The sequence below is a fragment of the Cellulomonas sp. APG4 genome (assembly GCF_009996735.1).
Lineage (GTDB): Bacteria > Actinomycetota > Actinomycetes > Actinomycetales > Cellulomonadaceae > Actinotalea.
This window is the reverse complement of sequence record NZ_JAACYI010000003.1, coordinates 26,186-43,021: the sequence shown is the minus strand read 5'-3', so window position 1 is coordinate 43,021 and position 16,836 is coordinate 26,186. Positions and strand designations below refer to the sequence as shown.

Annotated in this window: 13 protein-coding genes; 8 read left to right on the top strand and 5 right to left on the bottom strand. The window is 74.3% G+C overall.

The window, feature by feature from the left end; all coding sequences use genetic code 11:
- Nucleotides 1-36: 36 nt before the first annotated feature.
- Both GXB85_RS03475 and GXB85_RS03470 read right to left on the bottom strand, forming a co-directional pair.
- Nucleotides 37-1,158, bottom strand: a complete 1,122-nt coding sequence (locus GXB85_RS03475) for a polyprenyl synthetase family protein (protein WP_161916260.1) — start codon at nucleotides 1,156-1,158, stop codon at nucleotides 37-39.
- A 41-nt stretch (nucleotides 1,159-1,199) separates the two neighbouring features.
- A complete protein-coding gene (locus GXB85_RS03470) occupies nucleotides 1,200-1,832 on the bottom strand; it encodes a hypothetical protein (protein WP_161916259.1) in 633 nt (210 codons plus the stop codon).
- 175 nt (nucleotides 1,833-2,007) lie between these two features.
- Between GXB85_RS03470 and GXB85_RS03465 the strand changes: the two genes are divergently transcribed.
- From GXB85_RS03465 to GXB85_RS03455, 3 genes are all read left to right on the top strand, one after another.
- On the top strand, nucleotides 2,008-3,177 hold the full coding sequence (locus GXB85_RS03465; protein WP_161916258.1) for a DUF4192 family protein: 1,170 nt from the start codon (nucleotides 2,008-2,010) through the stop codon (nucleotides 3,175-3,177).
- An 82-nt stretch (nucleotides 3,178-3,259) separates the two neighbouring features.
- On the top strand, nucleotides 3,260-3,661 hold the full coding sequence (locus GXB85_RS03460; RefSeq protein WP_161916257.1) for a universal stress protein: 402 nt from the start codon (nucleotides 3,260-3,262) through the stop codon (nucleotides 3,659-3,661).
- A 133-nt stretch (nucleotides 3,662-3,794) separates the two neighbouring features.
- On the top strand, nucleotides 3,795-5,327 hold the full coding sequence (locus tag GXB85_RS03455) for an RNA polymerase sigma factor (RefSeq protein WP_161916256.1): 1,533 nt from the start codon (nucleotides 3,795-3,797) through the stop codon (nucleotides 5,325-5,327).
- Nucleotides 5,328-5,437: 110 nt separating this feature from the next.
- Here the strand turns inward: GXB85_RS03455 and GXB85_RS03450 are convergent, their stop codons facing one another.
- Together GXB85_RS03450 and GXB85_RS03445 are read right to left on the bottom strand one after the other, a co-directional pair.
- On the bottom strand, nucleotides 5,438-5,929 hold the full coding sequence (locus tag GXB85_RS03450; RefSeq protein WP_161916255.1) for a DUF456 domain-containing protein: 492 nt from the start codon (nucleotides 5,927-5,929) through the stop codon (nucleotides 5,438-5,440).
- A 144-nt stretch (nucleotides 5,930-6,073) separates the two neighbouring features.
- On the bottom strand, nucleotides 6,074-6,292 hold the full coding sequence (locus GXB85_RS03445) for a hypothetical protein (RefSeq protein ID WP_161916254.1): 219 nt from the start codon (nucleotides 6,290-6,292) through the stop codon (nucleotides 6,074-6,076).
- 131 nt (nucleotides 6,293-6,423) lie between these two features.
- On the opposite strand from GXB85_RS03445, the gene GXB85_RS03440 reads away from it, so the two are divergent.
- The gene (locus GXB85_RS03440) at nucleotides 6,424-8,553 is read left to right on the top strand and encodes a DNA topoisomerase IV subunit B (RefSeq protein ID WP_161916253.1); all 2,130 of its coding nucleotides are present in this window, start codon (nucleotides 6,424-6,426) and stop codon (nucleotides 8,551-8,553) included.
- A gap of 56 nt (nucleotides 8,554-8,609) precedes the next feature.
- Nucleotides 8,610-9,623: a GNAT family N-acetyltransferase gene (locus GXB85_RS03435; RefSeq protein WP_161916443.1), complete on the top strand. Its 1,014-nt coding sequence runs from the start codon at nucleotides 8,610-8,612 to the stop codon at nucleotides 9,621-9,623.
- A 48-nt stretch (nucleotides 9,624-9,671) separates the two neighbouring features.
- Here GXB85_RS03435 and GXB85_RS03430 read toward each other — a convergent pair whose 3' ends face one another.
- Nucleotides 9,672-12,155, bottom strand: coding sequence for a DNA topoisomerase (ATP-hydrolyzing) subunit A (locus tag GXB85_RS03430; RefSeq protein WP_161916252.1), 2,484 nt, complete (start codon nucleotides 12,153-12,155; stop codon nucleotides 9,672-9,674).
- A 153-nt stretch (nucleotides 12,156-12,308) separates the two neighbouring features.
- Between GXB85_RS03430 and GXB85_RS03425 the strand changes: the two genes are divergently transcribed.
- The 3 genes from GXB85_RS03425 (at nucleotide 12,309) to GXB85_RS03415 (ending at nucleotide 16,832) form a co-directional block, all read left to right on the top strand.
- The gene (locus GXB85_RS03425) at nucleotides 12,309-15,017 is read left to right on the top strand and encodes a GNAT family N-acetyltransferase (protein ID WP_161916251.1); all 2,709 of its coding nucleotides are present in this window, start codon (nucleotides 12,309-12,311) and stop codon (nucleotides 15,015-15,017) included.
- Nucleotides 15,018-15,102: 85 nt separating this feature from the next.
- Nucleotides 15,103-15,675, top strand: coding sequence for a DUF5998 family protein (locus GXB85_RS03420; protein WP_161916250.1), 573 nt, complete (start codon nucleotides 15,103-15,105; stop codon nucleotides 15,673-15,675).
- Nucleotides 15,672-16,832: an alkaline phosphatase family protein gene (locus GXB85_RS03415; RefSeq protein WP_161916249.1), complete on the top strand. Its 1,161-nt coding sequence runs from the start codon at nucleotides 15,672-15,674 to the stop codon at nucleotides 16,830-16,832. The genes GXB85_RS03420 and GXB85_RS03415 overlap by 4 nt, the downstream gene beginning before the upstream one ends.
- The last annotated feature ends 4 nt before the right edge of the window (nucleotides 16,833-16,836 follow it).

The following is a 16,836-nucleotide window of genomic DNA, read 5'->3' as shown; positions in this document are numbered from 1 at the left end:
GCGTCAGGAGAGGTCCGGGCCAGGGCCTCTGGCGGGTCAGGCCGAGCGCTCGACCAGCGCGCGCCCGAGGTCGAGCAGCATGGCCCGGCCGTCCTCGGCGAGCGGGGCGGCGGCCAGTGCGTCGAGCGCAGGCCGCGCGAGGTCGTCGATGAGCTCCTCGAGGCCCGCGACCGCTCCCGTGTCACGCAGCCGGTCGCGCAGGTCGGCGACGTCGCCGTCCGTCAGGTCGCGCCGGCCGAGGTCGCGCAGGAGAAGCTCGCGGAGGTTGTCGTCGGCAGCTGCCATCGCGCGTGCGACGAGCACGGTGCGCTTGCCCTCGCGCAGGTCGTCGCCGGCGGGCTTGCCCGTCGTGGACGGGTCGCCGTAGACGCCGAGGAGGTCGTCCCGGAGCTGGAACGCCTCCCCGAGCGGGAGGCCGACCTCACGGCACCGTGCCAGGGCGTCGTCGTCCGCCCCCGCGAGAGCCGCGCCGAGGCTCAGCGGGTGCTCGACGCTGTACCGCGCGCTCTTGGCGCGCAGCACCACGCGCGCTCGGCGCTCGTCCACGGCCGGGTCGACGCCCCACGGGAGGGCCTGGGCGAGCACGTCGAGGTACTGGCCCACCGTGACCTCGGTGCGCATGCGGTCGAACACGGCGCGTGCGCGGGCGAGCGTGGGCTCGGCGGCGCCCACGAGCGCCTCGGACACCTCACGCTCGCTCGCGATCAGCGCGAGGTCTCCCAGCAGGATGGCGGCCGACTCGCCGAAGCGGGCCGGGTCCCCTGCCCAGTCCCGTTCGCGGTGGCGCTCCTCGAACACCCGGTGCGCGGCGGGACGCCCGCGGCGCAGGTCGGAGGCGTCCATCACGTCGTCGTGGAAGAGCGCGGCCGCCTGGAAGAGCTCGAGCGAGGCTCCGACCCGCATCACGTGGGTCGCATCGACACCGGTCGCGCAGCCGTGGTCCGGCGTTCCGCCGTGCGCCCGCCACGACCAGTAGCAGAGGGCCGCGCGGAGCCGCTTGCCGCCGGAGAGCATCGTGGCGAGCGCATCGAGGAGCGGGCCCACCTCGGGGCCGAGGCCCGCGAGCTCGTCACGCAGACCATCGACGTGGGCGGCGAGCAGGGAGTCGACGGTGGAGCGGACACCCTCGACGTCGACGAGTCCTGAGGCGTGGGTCACGTGCCCACCCTAGGTGGAGCGCGTGCTCCGCGAGGTCGTGATCACTCCTGCGTGCGCAGGCGCCCGCCGATGGTCACCGAGCGCAGCCCGTCGTCGTCCAGCACGCCGACCGACACGAGCTCGTCGCCGCCCGACCGGATGAAGGTCGCCTCCGCCGCGAGCTCGTCGTGCGGTGCGTCGGTGGGGAGCTCGGTGAAACCGGCCGACGTGAGCGAGGCGCGGTACAGCTCGAGCACCTCGGCCGGCGTCGCGCGGGTGCGGAGGTTGAGCGAGACCTCCTGGGCTTCGGAGTCGCCGACGGGGACCGCCGAGGTCACGAGGATCATCGCGTCCTCGGGGAGCGGGAGGAGGTCGACCGGGAACCCCTCGACCACCGAGCGCACCGCCGAGCGCTCGGTGGGTACCGTCGTGTCGCCGGCCTCCGCCGCAGGTCCTTCGTCGTCGCTCGCGGGCGCGGGCCCCGCGGTGCCGGTGTCCGCGGTGACGGTGGCGTCGTCCTCGACTCCCGTGACGGTCGCGACCGCGGCGGACGGACCGTCGGTCGGGTCGGGTGCGGTCCCGCACGCCCCGGCACCGAGGACGACGAACGCGCAGAGGACACCGAGTGACGAGCGCGCACGACGCCGTGCACGACGACGTCCCGTCGTCGACTCGGCGCTCCCCGCCTCGGCCATGCCTCGAGGGTATCGCCGCCGGGCGCACGCACCGACCGTGCGCGCCGGGTGAAAGCGATCGTTTGGGGTCGCTCTCGCCGCGTCGCCCACAGCCCCGCCCCTGGCCGCGCGTCCACAGGCGCCGGGGCCCCGTCGCAGCGACGGGTCGCCTGGGGTGTCGGATCGGGACATGCCCATGACGATCACGACGCGCGACGTGCGCGAGCTGCTGTCCCTGATCCCCTTCCAGCTCGGGTTCCGTCCCGAGGAGAGCGTCGCCCTGCTGAGCCTGCGCGGCAGCCGGGGGAGCACCGGGCTCGTCGCGCGGGTCGACCTCGCCGACCTCGCGGATGCCGACGACGGCGCCCGGGTGGCCCGTCAGCTCGTCCACCACCTGGTCGAGGACGGTGCCCGGCGGCTCCTCGTGGCGGTGTACTCCGAGCGGGCCACCGGGCCCGTCCCGGATCCGGACGTGGCGCGCGCGGTCGACGTGGTGCGTGAGGCGGCCGACCACTTCGTCGACGACGTCGGCGTGTGGGCCGTCGGGACGCAGGTCTTCCACGAGCACGGGTGCACCGAGCCCGGGTGCCGGGACGCCTTGCCGCGGTCCGTGCACGAGCTCGAGTCCACCGAGGTGAGCGCGCGCATGGTCGCGCTCGGCGCGAGTGTCGCGACGTCGCGGGACTCGCTGCGCGTCGCGGACACCGCGACGGCCACGGCGAGGAGGTCGGCCCGCCGCGCCCGCTCGCGCTGGGCCGCGCGCGGGCTCGGCGCGCGCAGCGAGGACGACGTGCGCCGGTGGCGACGCGACGGCCTCGAGGTGTGGGCGCACGAGCTCGACCGCGCGACGGCCGAGGTCGGCGGCGCCGTGGCACGCGGGGTGGCGACGGGAGAAGGGTCCGGACGTGGTCCGCACGGGTGGGCGCCGCCGGCAGCCGTGGTGCTCGGGCGGCTGCAGGCCGCACTCGACGACGTGCTGGTCCGGGACGCGGTGCTGCTGCGTCTGGTCCCGGGCACGGAGCGGCTGGGCGAGCGTGTCGTCGCCGGGGACGCGGGGCCCGAGGTGGGCGCGGCGCTCCAGGTGATCGTGGACCCCGTGCGTGGTCGACGTCCCGAGGAGGCACGCGTCGCGGGCGCCCGCGCGCTGCTGGGGGCCGTGAGCGCGCACGCCGCCCGTGGGACGCACGTCCCGAGCGTGACGCTCCTCGGCGTCCTCGCGTGGTGGGAGGGGGACGGCGCACGTGCCGCGGTGCTGCTGGAGCAGGCGCTCGCGGAGGACCCGGGTCACCGGCTCGCGCGGCTCGTGCAGGAGGCGATCGACCACGGCATGCCCCCGGGGTGGCTGCGACGCGGCGTCCCCGCCTGAGCCGCGACCGGTGCGGGGACCGTGGGGTGCAGGGGGCCGTGATCCGGTAGCGTCGAGCGGACATCGAGGCCCGGGAGGACCCATGAGCGTGGTGGTCGGCTACGTCGCGACACCGGAGGGCTCGGCCGCGCTCGAGGCCGCGGCAGCGGAGGCCGCCCGGCGGCACGTGCGTCTCGTCGTGGTGCTGAGCGAGCGCGGGCACCGCTTCGGCAGCGAGCAGGGCCCGCGCCTCGACGAGCAGGCGGACGAGGTCGAACGCCGCCTCGACGAGCTCGACGTCGTCCACGAGGTGCGTCAGACGACGCGTGGCCGCGACGCGGCCGACGACATCATCGCGGCCGCCGAGGGCGAGGGGGCCCAGCTCATCGTCATCGGGCTCCGCCGACGCAGCCCCGTGGGCAAGCTGCTGCTGGGCTCCAACGCGCAGCGCATCCTGCTCGACGCGCCGTGCCCCGTGCTCGCTGTCAAACCCGCAGCAGGCTGATCCCGGTGCGTCAGGGACGCCCCAGGAGCTCCCCGGATGAGCTCCTGGGGCACATCTGAGCGCCCTCGGACGTTACAATGTCTGTCTACCCCCGGACCTTCTCTCCGAGCCTGGCGCTGCCGAAAGGTTCTCTGTGTCATCCCTTCCTTCCCGTCCTGCACTCCCGCGCGAGTTCGAGCACCCCGCTCTCCAGGAGCTGGTGCTGCGCGGTCGCACCCACGGCACCGTCGACGGTGATGCCGTCCGGGTCGCGTGCGAGACCGCGCAGGTCCCTGCCAAGCGGTTGCGCGCCGTCGTCCGCGGTCTGAGCGAGGCCGGCGTCACCGTCACCGAGCCCGCGGCGCGTCCCGCCGTGGCCGCCGCTGCTGCGCGCCGAACGAGCACCACCACCGCCAAGGCGCCCGCCGAGGGCGAGGCCGCCTCGGGCACCGCGACGCGTGCCGCCTCGGCCAAGGCGGCAGCGGGCACCAAGAGCACGTCGTCGACCGCCAAGGGTGCCGGCACCAGGACGGCGACCAAGGGCGCGAGCGCGAAGACGGCGGGTCCTGTGAAGGCGACGACCCGCGGCAAGGCTGCCCCCGAGACCGCAGCCGATGCCGACGCTCCCGAGGTCGAGCCCGGTGACGACGACGTCGTCGCCGAGGGCGACGTGGTCGACGTGGTGACGCCGGCCGAGGAGGAGACCGAGGACAAGGGCTTCACGTACTCGGACGCGGACGACGACGACGCCCCCGCGCAGCAGGTCGTCACCGCGGGCGCGACCGCCGACCCGGTCAAGGACTACCTCAAGCAGATCGGCAAGGTCGCGCTCCTGAACGCGGAGCAGGAGGTCGAGCTCGCCAAGCGGATCGAGGCCGGCCTGTTCGCCGAGGAGAAGCTCGCGAGCGCCGGCAAGCTCGAGCCCAAGCTGCGGCGCGAGCTCGAGTGGATCGCGTCCGACGGCCGTCGGGCGAAGAACCACCTGCTCGAGGCGAACCTGCGCCTCGTCGTCTCTCTCGCCAAGCGGTACACGGGTCGAGGCATGCTGTTCCTGGACCTGATCCAGGAGGGCAACCTGGGCCTCATCCGTGCGGTCGAGAAGTTCGACTACACCAAGGGCTACAAGTTCTCGACGTACGCGACCTGGTGGATCCGCCAGGCGATCACGCGCGCCATGGCCGACCAGGCCCGCACCATCCGCATCCCCGTGCACATGGTCGAGGTCATCAACAAGCTCGCGCGCGTCCAGCGGCAGATGCTCCAGGACCTGGGCCGTGAGCCCACGCCCGAGGAGCTCGCCAAGGAGCTCGACATGACCCCCGAGAAGGTCGTCGAGGTCCAGAAGTACGGACGCGAGCCCATCTCGCTGCACACGCCGCTCGGTGAGGACGGCGACAGCGAGTTCGGTGACCTCATCGAGGACTCCGAGGCCGTGGTCCCGGCTGACGCCGTGAGCTTCACGCTGCTGCAGGAGCAGCTGCACCAGGTGCTCGACACGCTGTCCGAGCGCGAGGCAGGCGTGGTCTCGATGCGCTTCGGCCTCACGGACGGTCAGCCCAAGACCCTCGACGAGATCGGCAAGGTCTACGGCGTGACGCGGGAGCGGATCCGTCAGATCGAGTCCAAGACCATGTCGAAGCTGCGTCACCCGAGCCGCTCGCAGGTGCTGCGCGACTACCTCGACTGAGGGCGCGCAGCCAGGCCGCGACCGACCCGCGCCAGGGCCCTGTCACTCCGTGTGACGGGGCCCTCGGCATGTCCGGACGGCGGCACGCGCGGCCCGCCGCGCGCAGGCGCTCAGCCGCCGACGCCGACGCCGAGCGCCGCGATCGCCCACGTCGCGGCGGCCACAAGCGCGAGGCCGAGCTCGACGACCATCCCGAGCGCCGTGGCCTTGAGCGCGAGGACCGCTGTGCGGCGGGCGGCGAGGGGATCGCCCAGCCGTCGACGCTCGGCGAGGTAGAGCCCGCCCGCGAAGAACAGGAACAGCCCGACCACAGGGATCACGAAGAACCCGAGGATGCCTGCGAGCCCACCCGCGATGATCGACGACCTCGGCACGCCGGCGTTCTGGACCCGCCGTCCGGTGAGGACGTACGTCGCCGACCAGCCCGCCACCAGGAGGAGCACCACCACGGCCAGGACGCCCCAGGCGGCCCCGGCCTCGGCGTCGATCGCCCACACGAGCACCGCGAGCCCGATGATGAGGGAGCCCGGGAGGACCGGGAGCACGATGCCCGCCAGGCCGACGAGGATCGCCAGCCCCACGAACAGGTTCACCAGGTCCACGGCGCCTCCACGAATCGCTCCTGCGGTCGGGAGGACGGTAGCGGCACGGGTGATCGCCGCGCGCGACGTGGGAGCGCGGCGGCGCCTGCAGGACGACGAGAGGCCCGGTCCGTCGACGGACCGGGCCTCCAGGCGTGAGTGTGCTCAGCGAGCCGCGGCTCCGGCGCCGTGCTCCTCGAGCAGGCGGTCGGTCTCGTCCTGGACGTGCACGGCCAGGTCCGAGAAGGCCGGGGCGTGGCGGCGTGCGTGGTGGGCGCAGAACAGCAGCTCACCTGTCGGCAGGACCACACGCACGTACGCCTGGGCGCCGCACCGGTCGCACCGGTCGGCCGCGGTCAACGGGGAGGTCGTCGTCGTCGTCACACGACCATCGTGCCATCGGCTCCGCGGATCGCACGCCGCGGGAGGCGCCGGTTCGCTCACCGCGTAGCCCGTCGCCGCGGCGCGGCGAGGCATCCCGGCGCGCCGGGCGACAGCGTCTAGGCTCGGGCACCGTGACCAGCACGCTGTCCGAGACGAGCTACACCGCCCGCCACCTGTCCGTCCTCGAGGGGCTCGAGGCGGTCCGCAAGCGACCCGGCATGTACATCGGGACCACCGACTCGCGCGGTCTCATGCACTGCCTGTGGGAGATCATCGACAACTCCGTCGACGAGGCCCTGGGCGGTCACTGCGACCGGATCGAGATCGTGCTGCACCGGGACTCGTCGGTCGAGGTGCGCGACAACGGGCGGGGCATCCCCGTGGACGTCGAGCCCAAGACCGGTCTCACGGGCGTCGAGGTCGTGTTCACCAAGCTGCACGCGGGTGGGAAGTTCGGCGGAGGCTCCTACGCGGCGTCGGGCGGTCTGCACGGCGTGGGTGCGAGCGTCGTCAACGCGCTGTCGGCACGGCTCGACGTCGAGGTCGACCGCGGCGGTCGCACGCACCGGATGACCTTCCACCGCGGCGAGCCCGGCGTGTTCGCCGACGGCAGGTCCGGACCCGACCCCGAGTCGCCCTTCACCCCGTTCGTCGAGGCCTCGGAGCTGGCGGTCGTCGGCAAGGTCGCACGTGCCCGGACGGGGACGCGCGTGCGCTACTGGGCCGACCGGCAGGTCTTCCCGAAGAGTGCGGTCTTCAGCTACGACGAGCTCGTCTCGCGGGTGCGCCAGACGACGTTCCTCGTCCCCGGCCTGACGGTCGTGCTGCGCGACGAGCGTGGCCTGGCGGGGACGCCCGGGGCGGACGGCCCGCAAGAGGAGACGTTCGTCCACCACGGCGGGGCCGTCGACTTCGTCGACTTCCTCGCGCCGGACGCGCCGATCACCGAGACGTGGCGCCTCACGGGCGCGGGCACGTTCACCGAGACCGTCCCGGTGCTCGACGGACGCGGTCACCTCACGTCGCAGGAGGTCACGCGCGAGTGCGAGGTGGACGTCGCGCTGCGGTGGGGGACGGGCTACGACACCGAGGTGCGCACCTTCGTCAACATCATCGCCACGCCCAAGGGCGGGACGCACCTCGCCGGCTTCGAGCAGGCGCTGGTCAAGACGCTGCGCAAGCAGATCGAGGCCAACGCGCGTCGGCTCAAGGTCTCGACCAAGGACTCGAGCGAGCGCATCGAGAAGGACGACGTGCTCGCGGGCCTCACGGCGGTCCTCACGGTGCGCCTGGCCGAGCCGCAGTTCGAGGGACAGACCAAGGAGGTGCTCGGCACCGGGCCGGTGCGTGGCATCGTCGCGAAGGTCGTCGAGAGCGAGCTCACGGCCCTGCTCACGTCCACCAAGCGCGACCTGAAGTCCCAGTCCTCGCTCGTGCTCGAGAAGATCGTCGCCGAGATGCGCGCGCGCCTGTCCGCGCGCAAGCAGAAGGAGATCTCGCGCCGGAAGAACGCGCTCGAGACCTCGGCGCTGCCGTCCAAGCTCGCGGACTGCCGCAGCGACGACGTCGAGCGCAGCGAGCTGTTCATCGTCGAGGGTGACAGCGCGCTCGGGACCGCGAAGCTCGCACGCAGCTCGGACTTCCAGGCGTTGCTGCCCATCCGCGGCAAGATCCTGAACGTCCAGAAGGCGTCCATCTCGGACATGCTCAAGAACGCCGAGTGCGCCGCGATCATCCAGGTGCTGGGTGCGGGCTCAGGTCGCAGCTTCGACCTCGAGGCGGCGCGCTACGGCAAGGTCGTGCTGATGACGGACGCCGACGTCGACGGCGCGCACATCCGCACCCTTCTGCTCACGCTCTTCTTCCGCTACATGCGCCCGCTCGTCGACGCGGGCCGCGTGTTCGCCGCGGTGCCGCCGCTGCACCGGGTCGAGGTGCTCGGCCAGGGCTCGCGCAAGGGCGAGTACCTCTACACGTACTCGGAGACCGAGCTCGCGGCGACCCTGCGCCGTCTCGAGAAGTCCGGTCGGCGCTACAAGGAGGACATCCAGCGCTACAAGGGCCTGGGGGAGATGGACGCCGACCAGCTCGCCGAGACCACGATGGACCCCCGGCACCGCACGCTGCGTCGCGTGACCGCGGCCGACGCCGCGGCCGCCGAGCGCGTGTTCGAGCTGCTGATGGGCTCCGAGGTCGCCCCCCGCCGGGACTTCATCGTGGCCGGTGCGGCACAGCTCGACCGTGCACGCATCGACGCATGAGCGGGACGCACCCGCGGCGCGCGGCCCGCGGTGGCTAGGTTGGGGGTGTGAGGACGATGGACCCGATCGCCGACCGCGCCGACGCCCCCGAGGTGCTCGAGCTGCCGCCGCTCCACCTCGAGCTCACGTGGCGCGCGCTCGGCCACGACGACGCCGAGGCGCTGCACGGCCTGCTGCGTGCCTCGGAGGAGCACGACCGGTCGCCCCGCGTGAGCTCGCTTCCCGAGGTGCGCGAGCTGTTCGAGGGCTCGTGGCGCACCCCCCGGACCGACACCCTGGGCGGGTTCGACCACGACGGCGTGCTGCGCGCGTTCGCGATGGCTGAGGTGCGTCCCGACGACGAGCGCACCGTGCGGGCGTTCCTGCGGGGGACGGTGCACCCGCAGTGGCGCGGGCGCGGCATCGGACGCGCGGTGCTCGCGTGGATGGAGGGCCGCGGCCGGCAGCTCCTCGCCGCGACCGGCAAGACCGCGCCCGCGCGGCTGGCCGTCTACGTCGACGAGGACGCACGCGACCAGCGACGCCTGTACGCGGCCGCCGGCTTCAGCCCCGTCCGCTGGTACACCACGATGCGCCGCGACCTGCGTGCGCCCCTTCCCGAGGTCGCCGCTCCGGACGGGGTGCGGGTGCTCCCGTGGTCCGACGAGCTCGACGACGCGGCCCTCCCGGTGCACAACGAGGTGTTCGCCGACCACTGGGGCTCCGAGCCGCAGTCGCCCGAGACCTGGCGTCAGCACCGCACCCACTTCGCCCCGGGCTGGAGCTTCGTGGCGGTCGACCGCGACGGCGCCGTCGTGGGCTACACGCTCGCGGGACGCTACGAGCAGGACTGGCCCGTCCTCGGCTACACGTGCGGCTACACCGACCTGCTCGGCGTGCGACGGGCGTGGCGCGGACGGCGTGTGGCAGTGGCCCTGCTCACGCGCGCGATGGAGGCGTTCCGGGCCGACGGCATGGAGTACGCGGTGCTCACCGTCGACAACGACAACCCCACCGGCGCGCACGGCCTCTACGCGCGCCTCGGCTACGAGGCCGTGCACGGCGAGGTGCTCTACAGCGTCGAGATCTGACGTCGTCGCTCCCCGGCTCGACCCCGGGACGACGGCGCGGCGCGGCCCTCAGCCCACCGCGTGGAGCGGGGCCGCGAGCGGCGTCCCCGAGCCGTCCCGCCGCTGGTCGACCTCGGGCAGCTCGACCGACTGGCCGCCCGAGCCCGTGCCCCGGGCGGGGGACGGGCCGACCCAGGCGAGCAGCAGCGCGTCCTCGCCCCGCAGGAACCGGTGCGCCCGGACGCCTCCGGTCGCGCGTCCCTTGGCGGGGTACAGCGCGAACGACGTGACCTTCGCCGAACCCGCCTGCGTGCCCGGCAGCGCACCCGCCGCGCCCGCGACCGTCACGACGACCGGCGGCGCCTGCGGGTCGGCGAGGCTCGCTGCGGGCAGCACCCCGAAGTGCACCACCCGGCGGCCCTCACCGAGCTTGATGCCGGTCATGCCCCCGGCCGCCCGACCCTGCGGCCGTACCGAGGCGGCACCGAAGTGGAGCAGCTGCGCGTCGTCGGTCACGAGCACCAGCTCGTCGTCGTCGGCGGCGACCGCCGCCCCGACCACCTCGTCACCGTCACGCAGGGTGATGACGTCCCAGACGTCACGCGCAGGTGCGGCCTCGCCGACCACGCGCTTGACCACGCCTCCCGCGGTCCCCAGCGCGAGCGGGGTGCCCGCGTCGAGCGAGACGAGCGCGAGCACGCGCTCACCCGGCTCGAGCTCGAGCACCTCGCTCAGCGGCAGCCCGCCGGAGAGCGACGGCGGGCCGTCGGTCGGGGGCAGGGCCGGCAGGTCGAGCACGGACAGCCGTCGTACGCGCCCACGTGACGTCAGGGCGCCGATCTCGGCGCGGGCGCTCGTCGGCAGCGCCGAGAGCACGACGTCGTGCGAGGACCTGCGTCCTGCGCGCACGGGCTCGGACTCGTCGGCCGTGCGCGCGAGCAGGCCCGTCGCCGAGAGCAGGGCCCAGCAGGGGGTGTCCGCGATCTCGAGGGGTGTCGCGGAGCGGCCGCGGGCGGGTGCCGCGGCACCGACGACGCCGGTGCCGCCCGCGGACTCGAGCAGGATCGTGCGCCGCGGCGTGCCGTAGGTCTGGGCGACCTGCGCCATCTCGTCGCTCACGACCGAGCGCAGCAACGCGTCGTCGGCCAGGATCGCCTCGAGCTCGGCGATCTCCCGCCGCAGCTGCTCGGCCTCCTTCTCGAGCTCGAGGCGCGAGAACTTGGTCAGCCGACGCAGCCGCAGCTCGAGGATGTACTCCGCCTGCGGGTGTGACAGGTCGAAGACGCCCATGAGGCGCTCACGCGCGGCGTCGGCGGTGTCCGACGTGCGGATCACCTGGATGACCTCGTCGATGTCGAGGATCGCCACGAGCAGGCCCTCGACGAGGTGCAGCCGCTCGCGGCGCTTCGCCAGGCGATGGGTCGAGCGGCGGCGGACCACCTCGAGGCGGTGGCCCACCCACACCTCGAGCATCTCGCGCAGGCCGAGCGTGCGCGGCTGGCCGTCCACGAGCGCCACGTTGTTGAGGCCGAACGAGTCCTCCATCGGCGTGTAGCGGTAGAGCTGCTCGAGCACGGCCTCGGGGTTGAACCCCGTCTTGACCTCGATCACCAGGCGGAGCCCGTGCTGCCGGTCGGTCAGGTCGACCACCGAGGTGATGCCGGAGAGCTTCTTGGCCTGGACGCCCTCCTTGATCTTCTCGATCACCTTCTCCGGGCCCACGAGGTACGGCAGCTCTGTGACGACGATGCCCTTGCGGCGCGGCGTGACGTTCTCGATCCGCGTGGTCGCCCGGATCCGGAAGCTGCCCCGACCCGCCGCGTACGCGTCGCGGATGCCGTCGAGGCCCACGATCTTGCCGCCCGTCGGCAGGTCCGGCCCCGGCACGAACCGCATGAGGTCCTCGAGCGACGCGTCCGGGTGGGCGACGAGGTGGCGTGCCGCGGCGACGACCTCGACGAGGTTGTGCGGCGCCATGTTGGTGGCCATGCCGACGGCGATGCCCGAGGCGCCGTTGACGAGCAGGTTGGGGATCGCCGCCGGCAGCACGCCCGGCTGGGTGAGCTTGTTGTCGTAGTTCGGGACGAAGTCGACGACGTCCTCGTCGAGGTCGGCGACCATCGCCATCGCGGCGGGGGCCAGGCGCGCCTCGGTGTAGCGGGGGGCGGCGGGGCCGTCGTCGAGCGAGCCGAAGTTGCCGTGCCCGTCCACGAGCGGCAGGCGCAGCGAGAACGGCTGCGCCATGCGTACCAGCGCGTCGTAGATCGCGGTGTCGCCGTGCGGGTGGAGCTTGCCCATCACCTCGCCGACCACGCGGGCCGACTTGACGTGCGCGCGATCGGGGCGCAGCCCCATGTCGGCCATCTGGAACAGGATGCGGCGCTGCACCGGCTTGAGACCGTCACGCGCGTCGGGCAGCGCGCGGGCGTAGATGACCGAGTACGCGTACTCGAGGAACGAGCCCTCCATCTCCGCGGCGACGTCGATGTCGACGATCGTCTCCTCGACGGGGGCGTCGGCCGGGTCGGTCGTTCCGGTGCGGCGGCGGGCCATCGCTCGGGGGGCTCCTCGGGGTGCGGTCGTGCGGGCGGCACAGGGCCGGGACGGACCATTGTCCACCGTACGGGGCCGTGCGCCGACCCGACGCGCGGACGGAGGGGCCGTCGGACCCGTGACGTCGACGGGGGACCCCCTAGCCTGACTGCCATGGCCGACGACGACCGTCCCGCGTCCCCGCCCCCCGCGTACCCCACGCGGTGGGAGGCCGACGTCGTGCTCCGTGACGGCGGCACCGCGCACGTGCGCCCCATCCGGCCGGAGGACGCGGACGCGCTCCAGGCGTTCCACGTCGCGCAGTCCGAGAGGTCGACCTACTTCCGGTTCTTCGCGCCGCTCGAGCGGCTCGGCCCACGCGACCTCGAGCGCTTCACGGTGGTGGACCACGTGGACCGGGTCGCGATCGTCGCGCTCGCGACGATCGACGAGACCGAGCACATCATCGGCGTCGCGCGGTTCGACCGGATCGAGCCCACGGTCGCGGAGGTCGCGTTCAACGTGTCCGACCACCACCACGGACGCGGCGTGGGGTCGGTGCTGCTCGAGCACCTCGCCGCTGCCGCCCGCGAACGCGGTGTGCGCCGGTTCACGGCCGAGGTGCTGCCCACCAACGGGGCGATGCTGGGCGTGTTCCGGGAAGCGGGCTACGAGCTGCGGCAGAGCCTCGACGACGGGATCGTCTCGGTCAGCTTCGCGATCGACCCGACCGAGCGCTCGATCGCGGTCATGGCCGACCGCGAGCACCGCGCCGAGGCGAGATCGGTGCGCGGGCTCCTGACCCCACGGTCGGTGCTCGTCGTGGCCGACGACGCGAACGCCGCCGCTGCTCGCACCGTCCTGACCCATCTCGTGGCGGGGGGAGGGCTCGAGGTGCACGCGGTGGGCCTCGAGGTGCCCGGCGTGCGCCGCTGCGCCGACCTCGCCGACGTGGAGGGGAGCGTGGACCTGCTCGTGCTCGCCGTCGCCGCGGCCCAGGCGGCCCACGTGGTCCGACGCGCCTCGCGGCTGCGGCCGCACGCCGTCGTCGTGCTGGGCGCGGGGTTCGCCGAGACCGGACCCGAGGGGCTCGAGCTCCAGCGCGACCTCGTGCGGACCGCGCACGCCGCCGGGATGCGGGTCCTCGGGCCCGCGTCCTACGGCTTCTTCCGGCAGCCGACCGCCGAGCACCCCGGCGTCAACGCCTCGCTCGCGGCCGAGCTGCCCGGACCGGGTGGGCTCGCGCTGTTCTGCCAGTCGGCGCCGCTCGCGGTGGGGATGCTCGCCTCGGCCCGCCGCCGCGGCCTCGGGCTGTCGACCTTCGTGTCGTCGGGCAACCGGGCCGACGTCTCGGGCAACGACGCGATGCAGTTCTGGACCGAGGACGAGAGCACCGACGTCGTGGGCCTGTACCTCGAGTCGATCGGCAACCCGCGCAAGTTCGCGCGGGTCGCCCGACGGCTCGCGGCGACCAAGCCGGTGGTCGTGCTGCCCGCGGGACGCTCGGGTCACGTGGTCCCGCCCGGGCACGTGGTGCGGCGCACGCGTGCGCCCAGGCGCGTGCTCGAGGAGATGCTGCGCCAGGCCGGCGTCGTGCGGGTCGAGAACACCCACCAGCTGCTGGACGTGTGCCAGCTCCTCGTGCACCAGCCGCTGCCGGCAGGCCGCCGTGTCGCCGTCGTCGCGGGTTCGGCGCCCCTCGCGGCCCTCGTCGCCGAGGCGGCCGCCTCCGCCGGCCTCACGGTCGTGGAGCAGCGTGCGGTCCGACCGACGGCCGCGGGCGACGCCGACGAGGTGCGTCGCCTCGAGGCGGAGATCGAGGCGGTGTACGCGGACCCGGGCAACGACGCCGTCGTCGTGGTGCACGTGCCGACGACGGGTGAGGTCGACCCGGAGCTCACCCGCCTCGTGGCCGAGGCCGCGGCACGCTCGGGCCGCACCACCGTCGCGACGATCCTCGGGCACACGGGCCTGACGCCCGAGCTCACCGCGACCGACGCGCAGGGGCGCGCGCGCACCGTGCCCGCCTACGCAGCACCCGAGGACGGCGTGCTCGCGCTCGCGGCCGCGGCACGCTACGGCGCCTGGCGCGCGGCCGACCGTGGCACGCCGCTGGACCCGCCCGGCCTCGACCGCGCCGCGGCCCGCGCGCTCGTCGACGAGGCCCTCGCGAGCGTGCCGCCCGGCGCCGAGCTCACGCTGCCACCCGAGCGGGCCGCACGGCTCGTCGGGTGCTACGGCATCGACGTCTGGCCGACCCGCGTCGTGGCCGACGTCGACGACGCGGTCGCGGCGGCCGAGGACCTGGGCTGGCCGGTCGCGCTCAAGAGCACGGCGCAGCACCTGCGCCACCGGATCGACCTGGGCGGCGTGCGGCTCGACGTCTCGGGACCTCAGGCGCTGCGCGACGCGATGGCGCAGATGCGTGCGCACCTGTCGGCCGCCGGCGAGGCGGCCGCGACCGTCGAGGTCCAGCGGATGGCCCCGGCGGGTGCCGCATGCGTGATCCGCAGCGCGGAGGACCCACGGTTCGGCCCGGTGGTCTCGTTCGGCCTCGCGGGCGACGCGGTCGACCTGCTCGGTGACGTGAGCTACGGGGTCGCGCCCCTCACCGAGGTGGACGTCGCCGAGATGGTCCGGTCGGTGCGCGCCGCGCCCCGGCTCTTCGGCTACCGCGGTGTCGCACCCCTCGACGTGCCCGCGCTCGAGGACGTGCTGGCCCGGGTCGCGGTGCTCGCCGACGACCTTCCCGAGCTGCACGGCCTCGAGCTGCACCCCGTCGTGGTGGGCGAGCAGGGCGCTTCCGTGCTCGCGGCGCGCGTCACCCTGGCGAGCGAGCCGGGCGGCCGCGCTGACGGCGGCCGACGCGCCCTGCCCGAGTGAGGAGCGCGCCGCGGAGCGTCGGAGCAGCGCGCGGCACGGTGGACGGGGGCGGTGGCCACACCGCCGGGGATGGAAGGATGGGCCGGTGCCTGACACCACCGACCTGCGCCGCAGCCTGCACCTCGCGGGCTACTACCCCGAGCTCGTGGGCGACGTCATGGACGTCGCGCTCGCGGGCGAGGAGGTGGTCGCCCACCTGGTGCACCCCGAGACGACGTTCGACTCCGCCGAGGTGCGCCGCCACGTCACGGTGCTCGCCCTGACCTCCTCGCGCCTGGTGCTCGCGCATGTCGACGACCACCCTGCCGACAGCGAGCACCCGTCCGCGAGCGCCTCCGCGACCACGGAGTCGGTCCCGTTGCGCAACCTGCGCACGGTCTCCCTGACCCACGTGGTCCCGGACCCGGCGCGGCACCGGCCGGGTGCCCTGCCGGCCGAGGTGACGCTCGCGCTGGGGTGGGGCGGGGTGCAGCGGCTCGACCTCGAGCCCGCGACGTGCGGGGACCCCGCCTGCGAGGCCGATCACGGCTTCACCGGGACGAGCGCGCCCGACGACGTCGTCGTGCGGGTGTCGGCCCACGCGGAGGGCGAGGAGGCGGTCCGGGGCGCGCTCGCCTTCGCCCGCGCGCTGTCGGCCGTCGACGTCGCGTCCCGATGACGGCAGCGCTCGACGCGGCTTTCGCGGCGGCCGGCTTCGTCGCACCCGGGTACGCCGGACCGAGCCTGACGGACGTGCTCCCGGCGTGCGCGCACGCGCTCGGCGCCACCGGGGTCGGGGCGCCCGCGCGCGCGGCGCGGCTCGGCCTCCCCGCGGCGGAACGCGTGTGCGTGGTGCTCGTCGACGGCCTGGGCCACCGGATGCTGACCGAGCGCAGCGGGCACGCCCCGTTCCTGCGCTCCGCCCTCGGGGACGCGCGCGAGCTGACGGCGGCCTTCCCGTCGACCACGGCCGCCTCGATGGGTGTGTTCGGCACCGGCCTGCCCGCGGGACGCACGGGGATGGTCGGCTACACGGTGCGGAACCCCGACACCGGGTCGCTCGCGAACCTCGTCTCGTGGGAGGGCGCGGGGGACCCTCACGGCTGGCAGCGTGAGGCCACCGTGTTCGAGCGTCTGCGTGACGGGGGCCGCGAGGTGACGTCGGTGGGCCCGCCGCGGTTCGAGGGGTCGGGGCTCACCGAGGCTGCGCTGCGCGGTGCGCGGTACGTGGGCGCGGAGGGCCTCGCCGACCGCGTCGACGCGGCCCTGCTCGAGCTCATGGCACCGGGGCTCGTCTACCTCTACTGGGGCGACGTCGACAAGGCGGGCCACCAGTACGGCTGGCGCTCGCGCGAGTGGGCCGACCAGCTCACCGCGCTCGACCGCGAGCTGGCCCGGCTGGCGCGGTCCATGCCACGCGGCACCGTCCTCGTGGTCACGGCCGACCACGGCATGGTCGACGTGCCGCAGGGCGGCGTCGTGGACGTCGCGAGCACGCCCGCGCTCAGCAAGGACGTGCCCCTGATCGCGGGTGAGCCGCGCGCGAGCCACCTGCACGTCGCAGCGGGTCAGGTGGACGACGTGCTCACCCGCTGGCAGGAGGTGCTCGGGGACGCGGTGGTGCTCGCGCGCCGTGACGAGGCCGTCGCGGCGGGGTGGTTCGGCGAGGTCTCCGAGCACGTACGCCCGCTCCTGGGCGACGTCGTCGTCGCGGCCACCGGCGACGGCGGCGTCGGTGACTCGCGCACCCAGACCGCGCGCTCGCTCGAGCTGCGCGGCATGCACGGCTCGTTCACACCCGGGGAGATGCTCGTCCCCCTCGTGGTCGTGACCTGACGGG

Coding starts and splice junctions, on each gene's coding strand:
- GXB85_RS03470 (WP_161916259.1), bottom strand. CDS start 1,832: ATGGCCGAGGCGGGGAGCGCCGAGTCGACGACGGGACGTCGTCGTGCA.
- GXB85_RS03465 (WP_161916258.1), top strand. CDS start 2,008: ATGACGATCACGACGCGCGACGTGCGCGAGCTGCTGTCCCTGATCCCC.
- GXB85_RS03460 (WP_161916257.1), top strand. CDS start 3,260: ATGAGCGTGGTGGTCGGCTACGTCGCGACACCGGAGGGCTCGGCCGCG.
- GXB85_RS03435 (WP_161916443.1), top strand. CDS start 8,610: ATGGACCCGATCGCCGACCGCGCCGACGCCCCCGAGGTGCTCGAGCTG.
- GXB85_RS03430 (WP_161916252.1), bottom strand. CDS start 12,155: ATGGCCCGCCGCCGCACCGGAACGACCGACCCGGCCGACGCCCCCGTC.
- GXB85_RS03425 (WP_161916251.1), top strand. CDS start 12,309: ATGGCCGACGACGACCGTCCCGCGTCCCCGCCCCCCGCGTACCCCACG.
- GXB85_RS03415 (WP_161916249.1), top strand. CDS start 15,672: ATGACGGCAGCGCTCGACGCGGCTTTCGCGGCGGCCGGCTTCGTCGCA.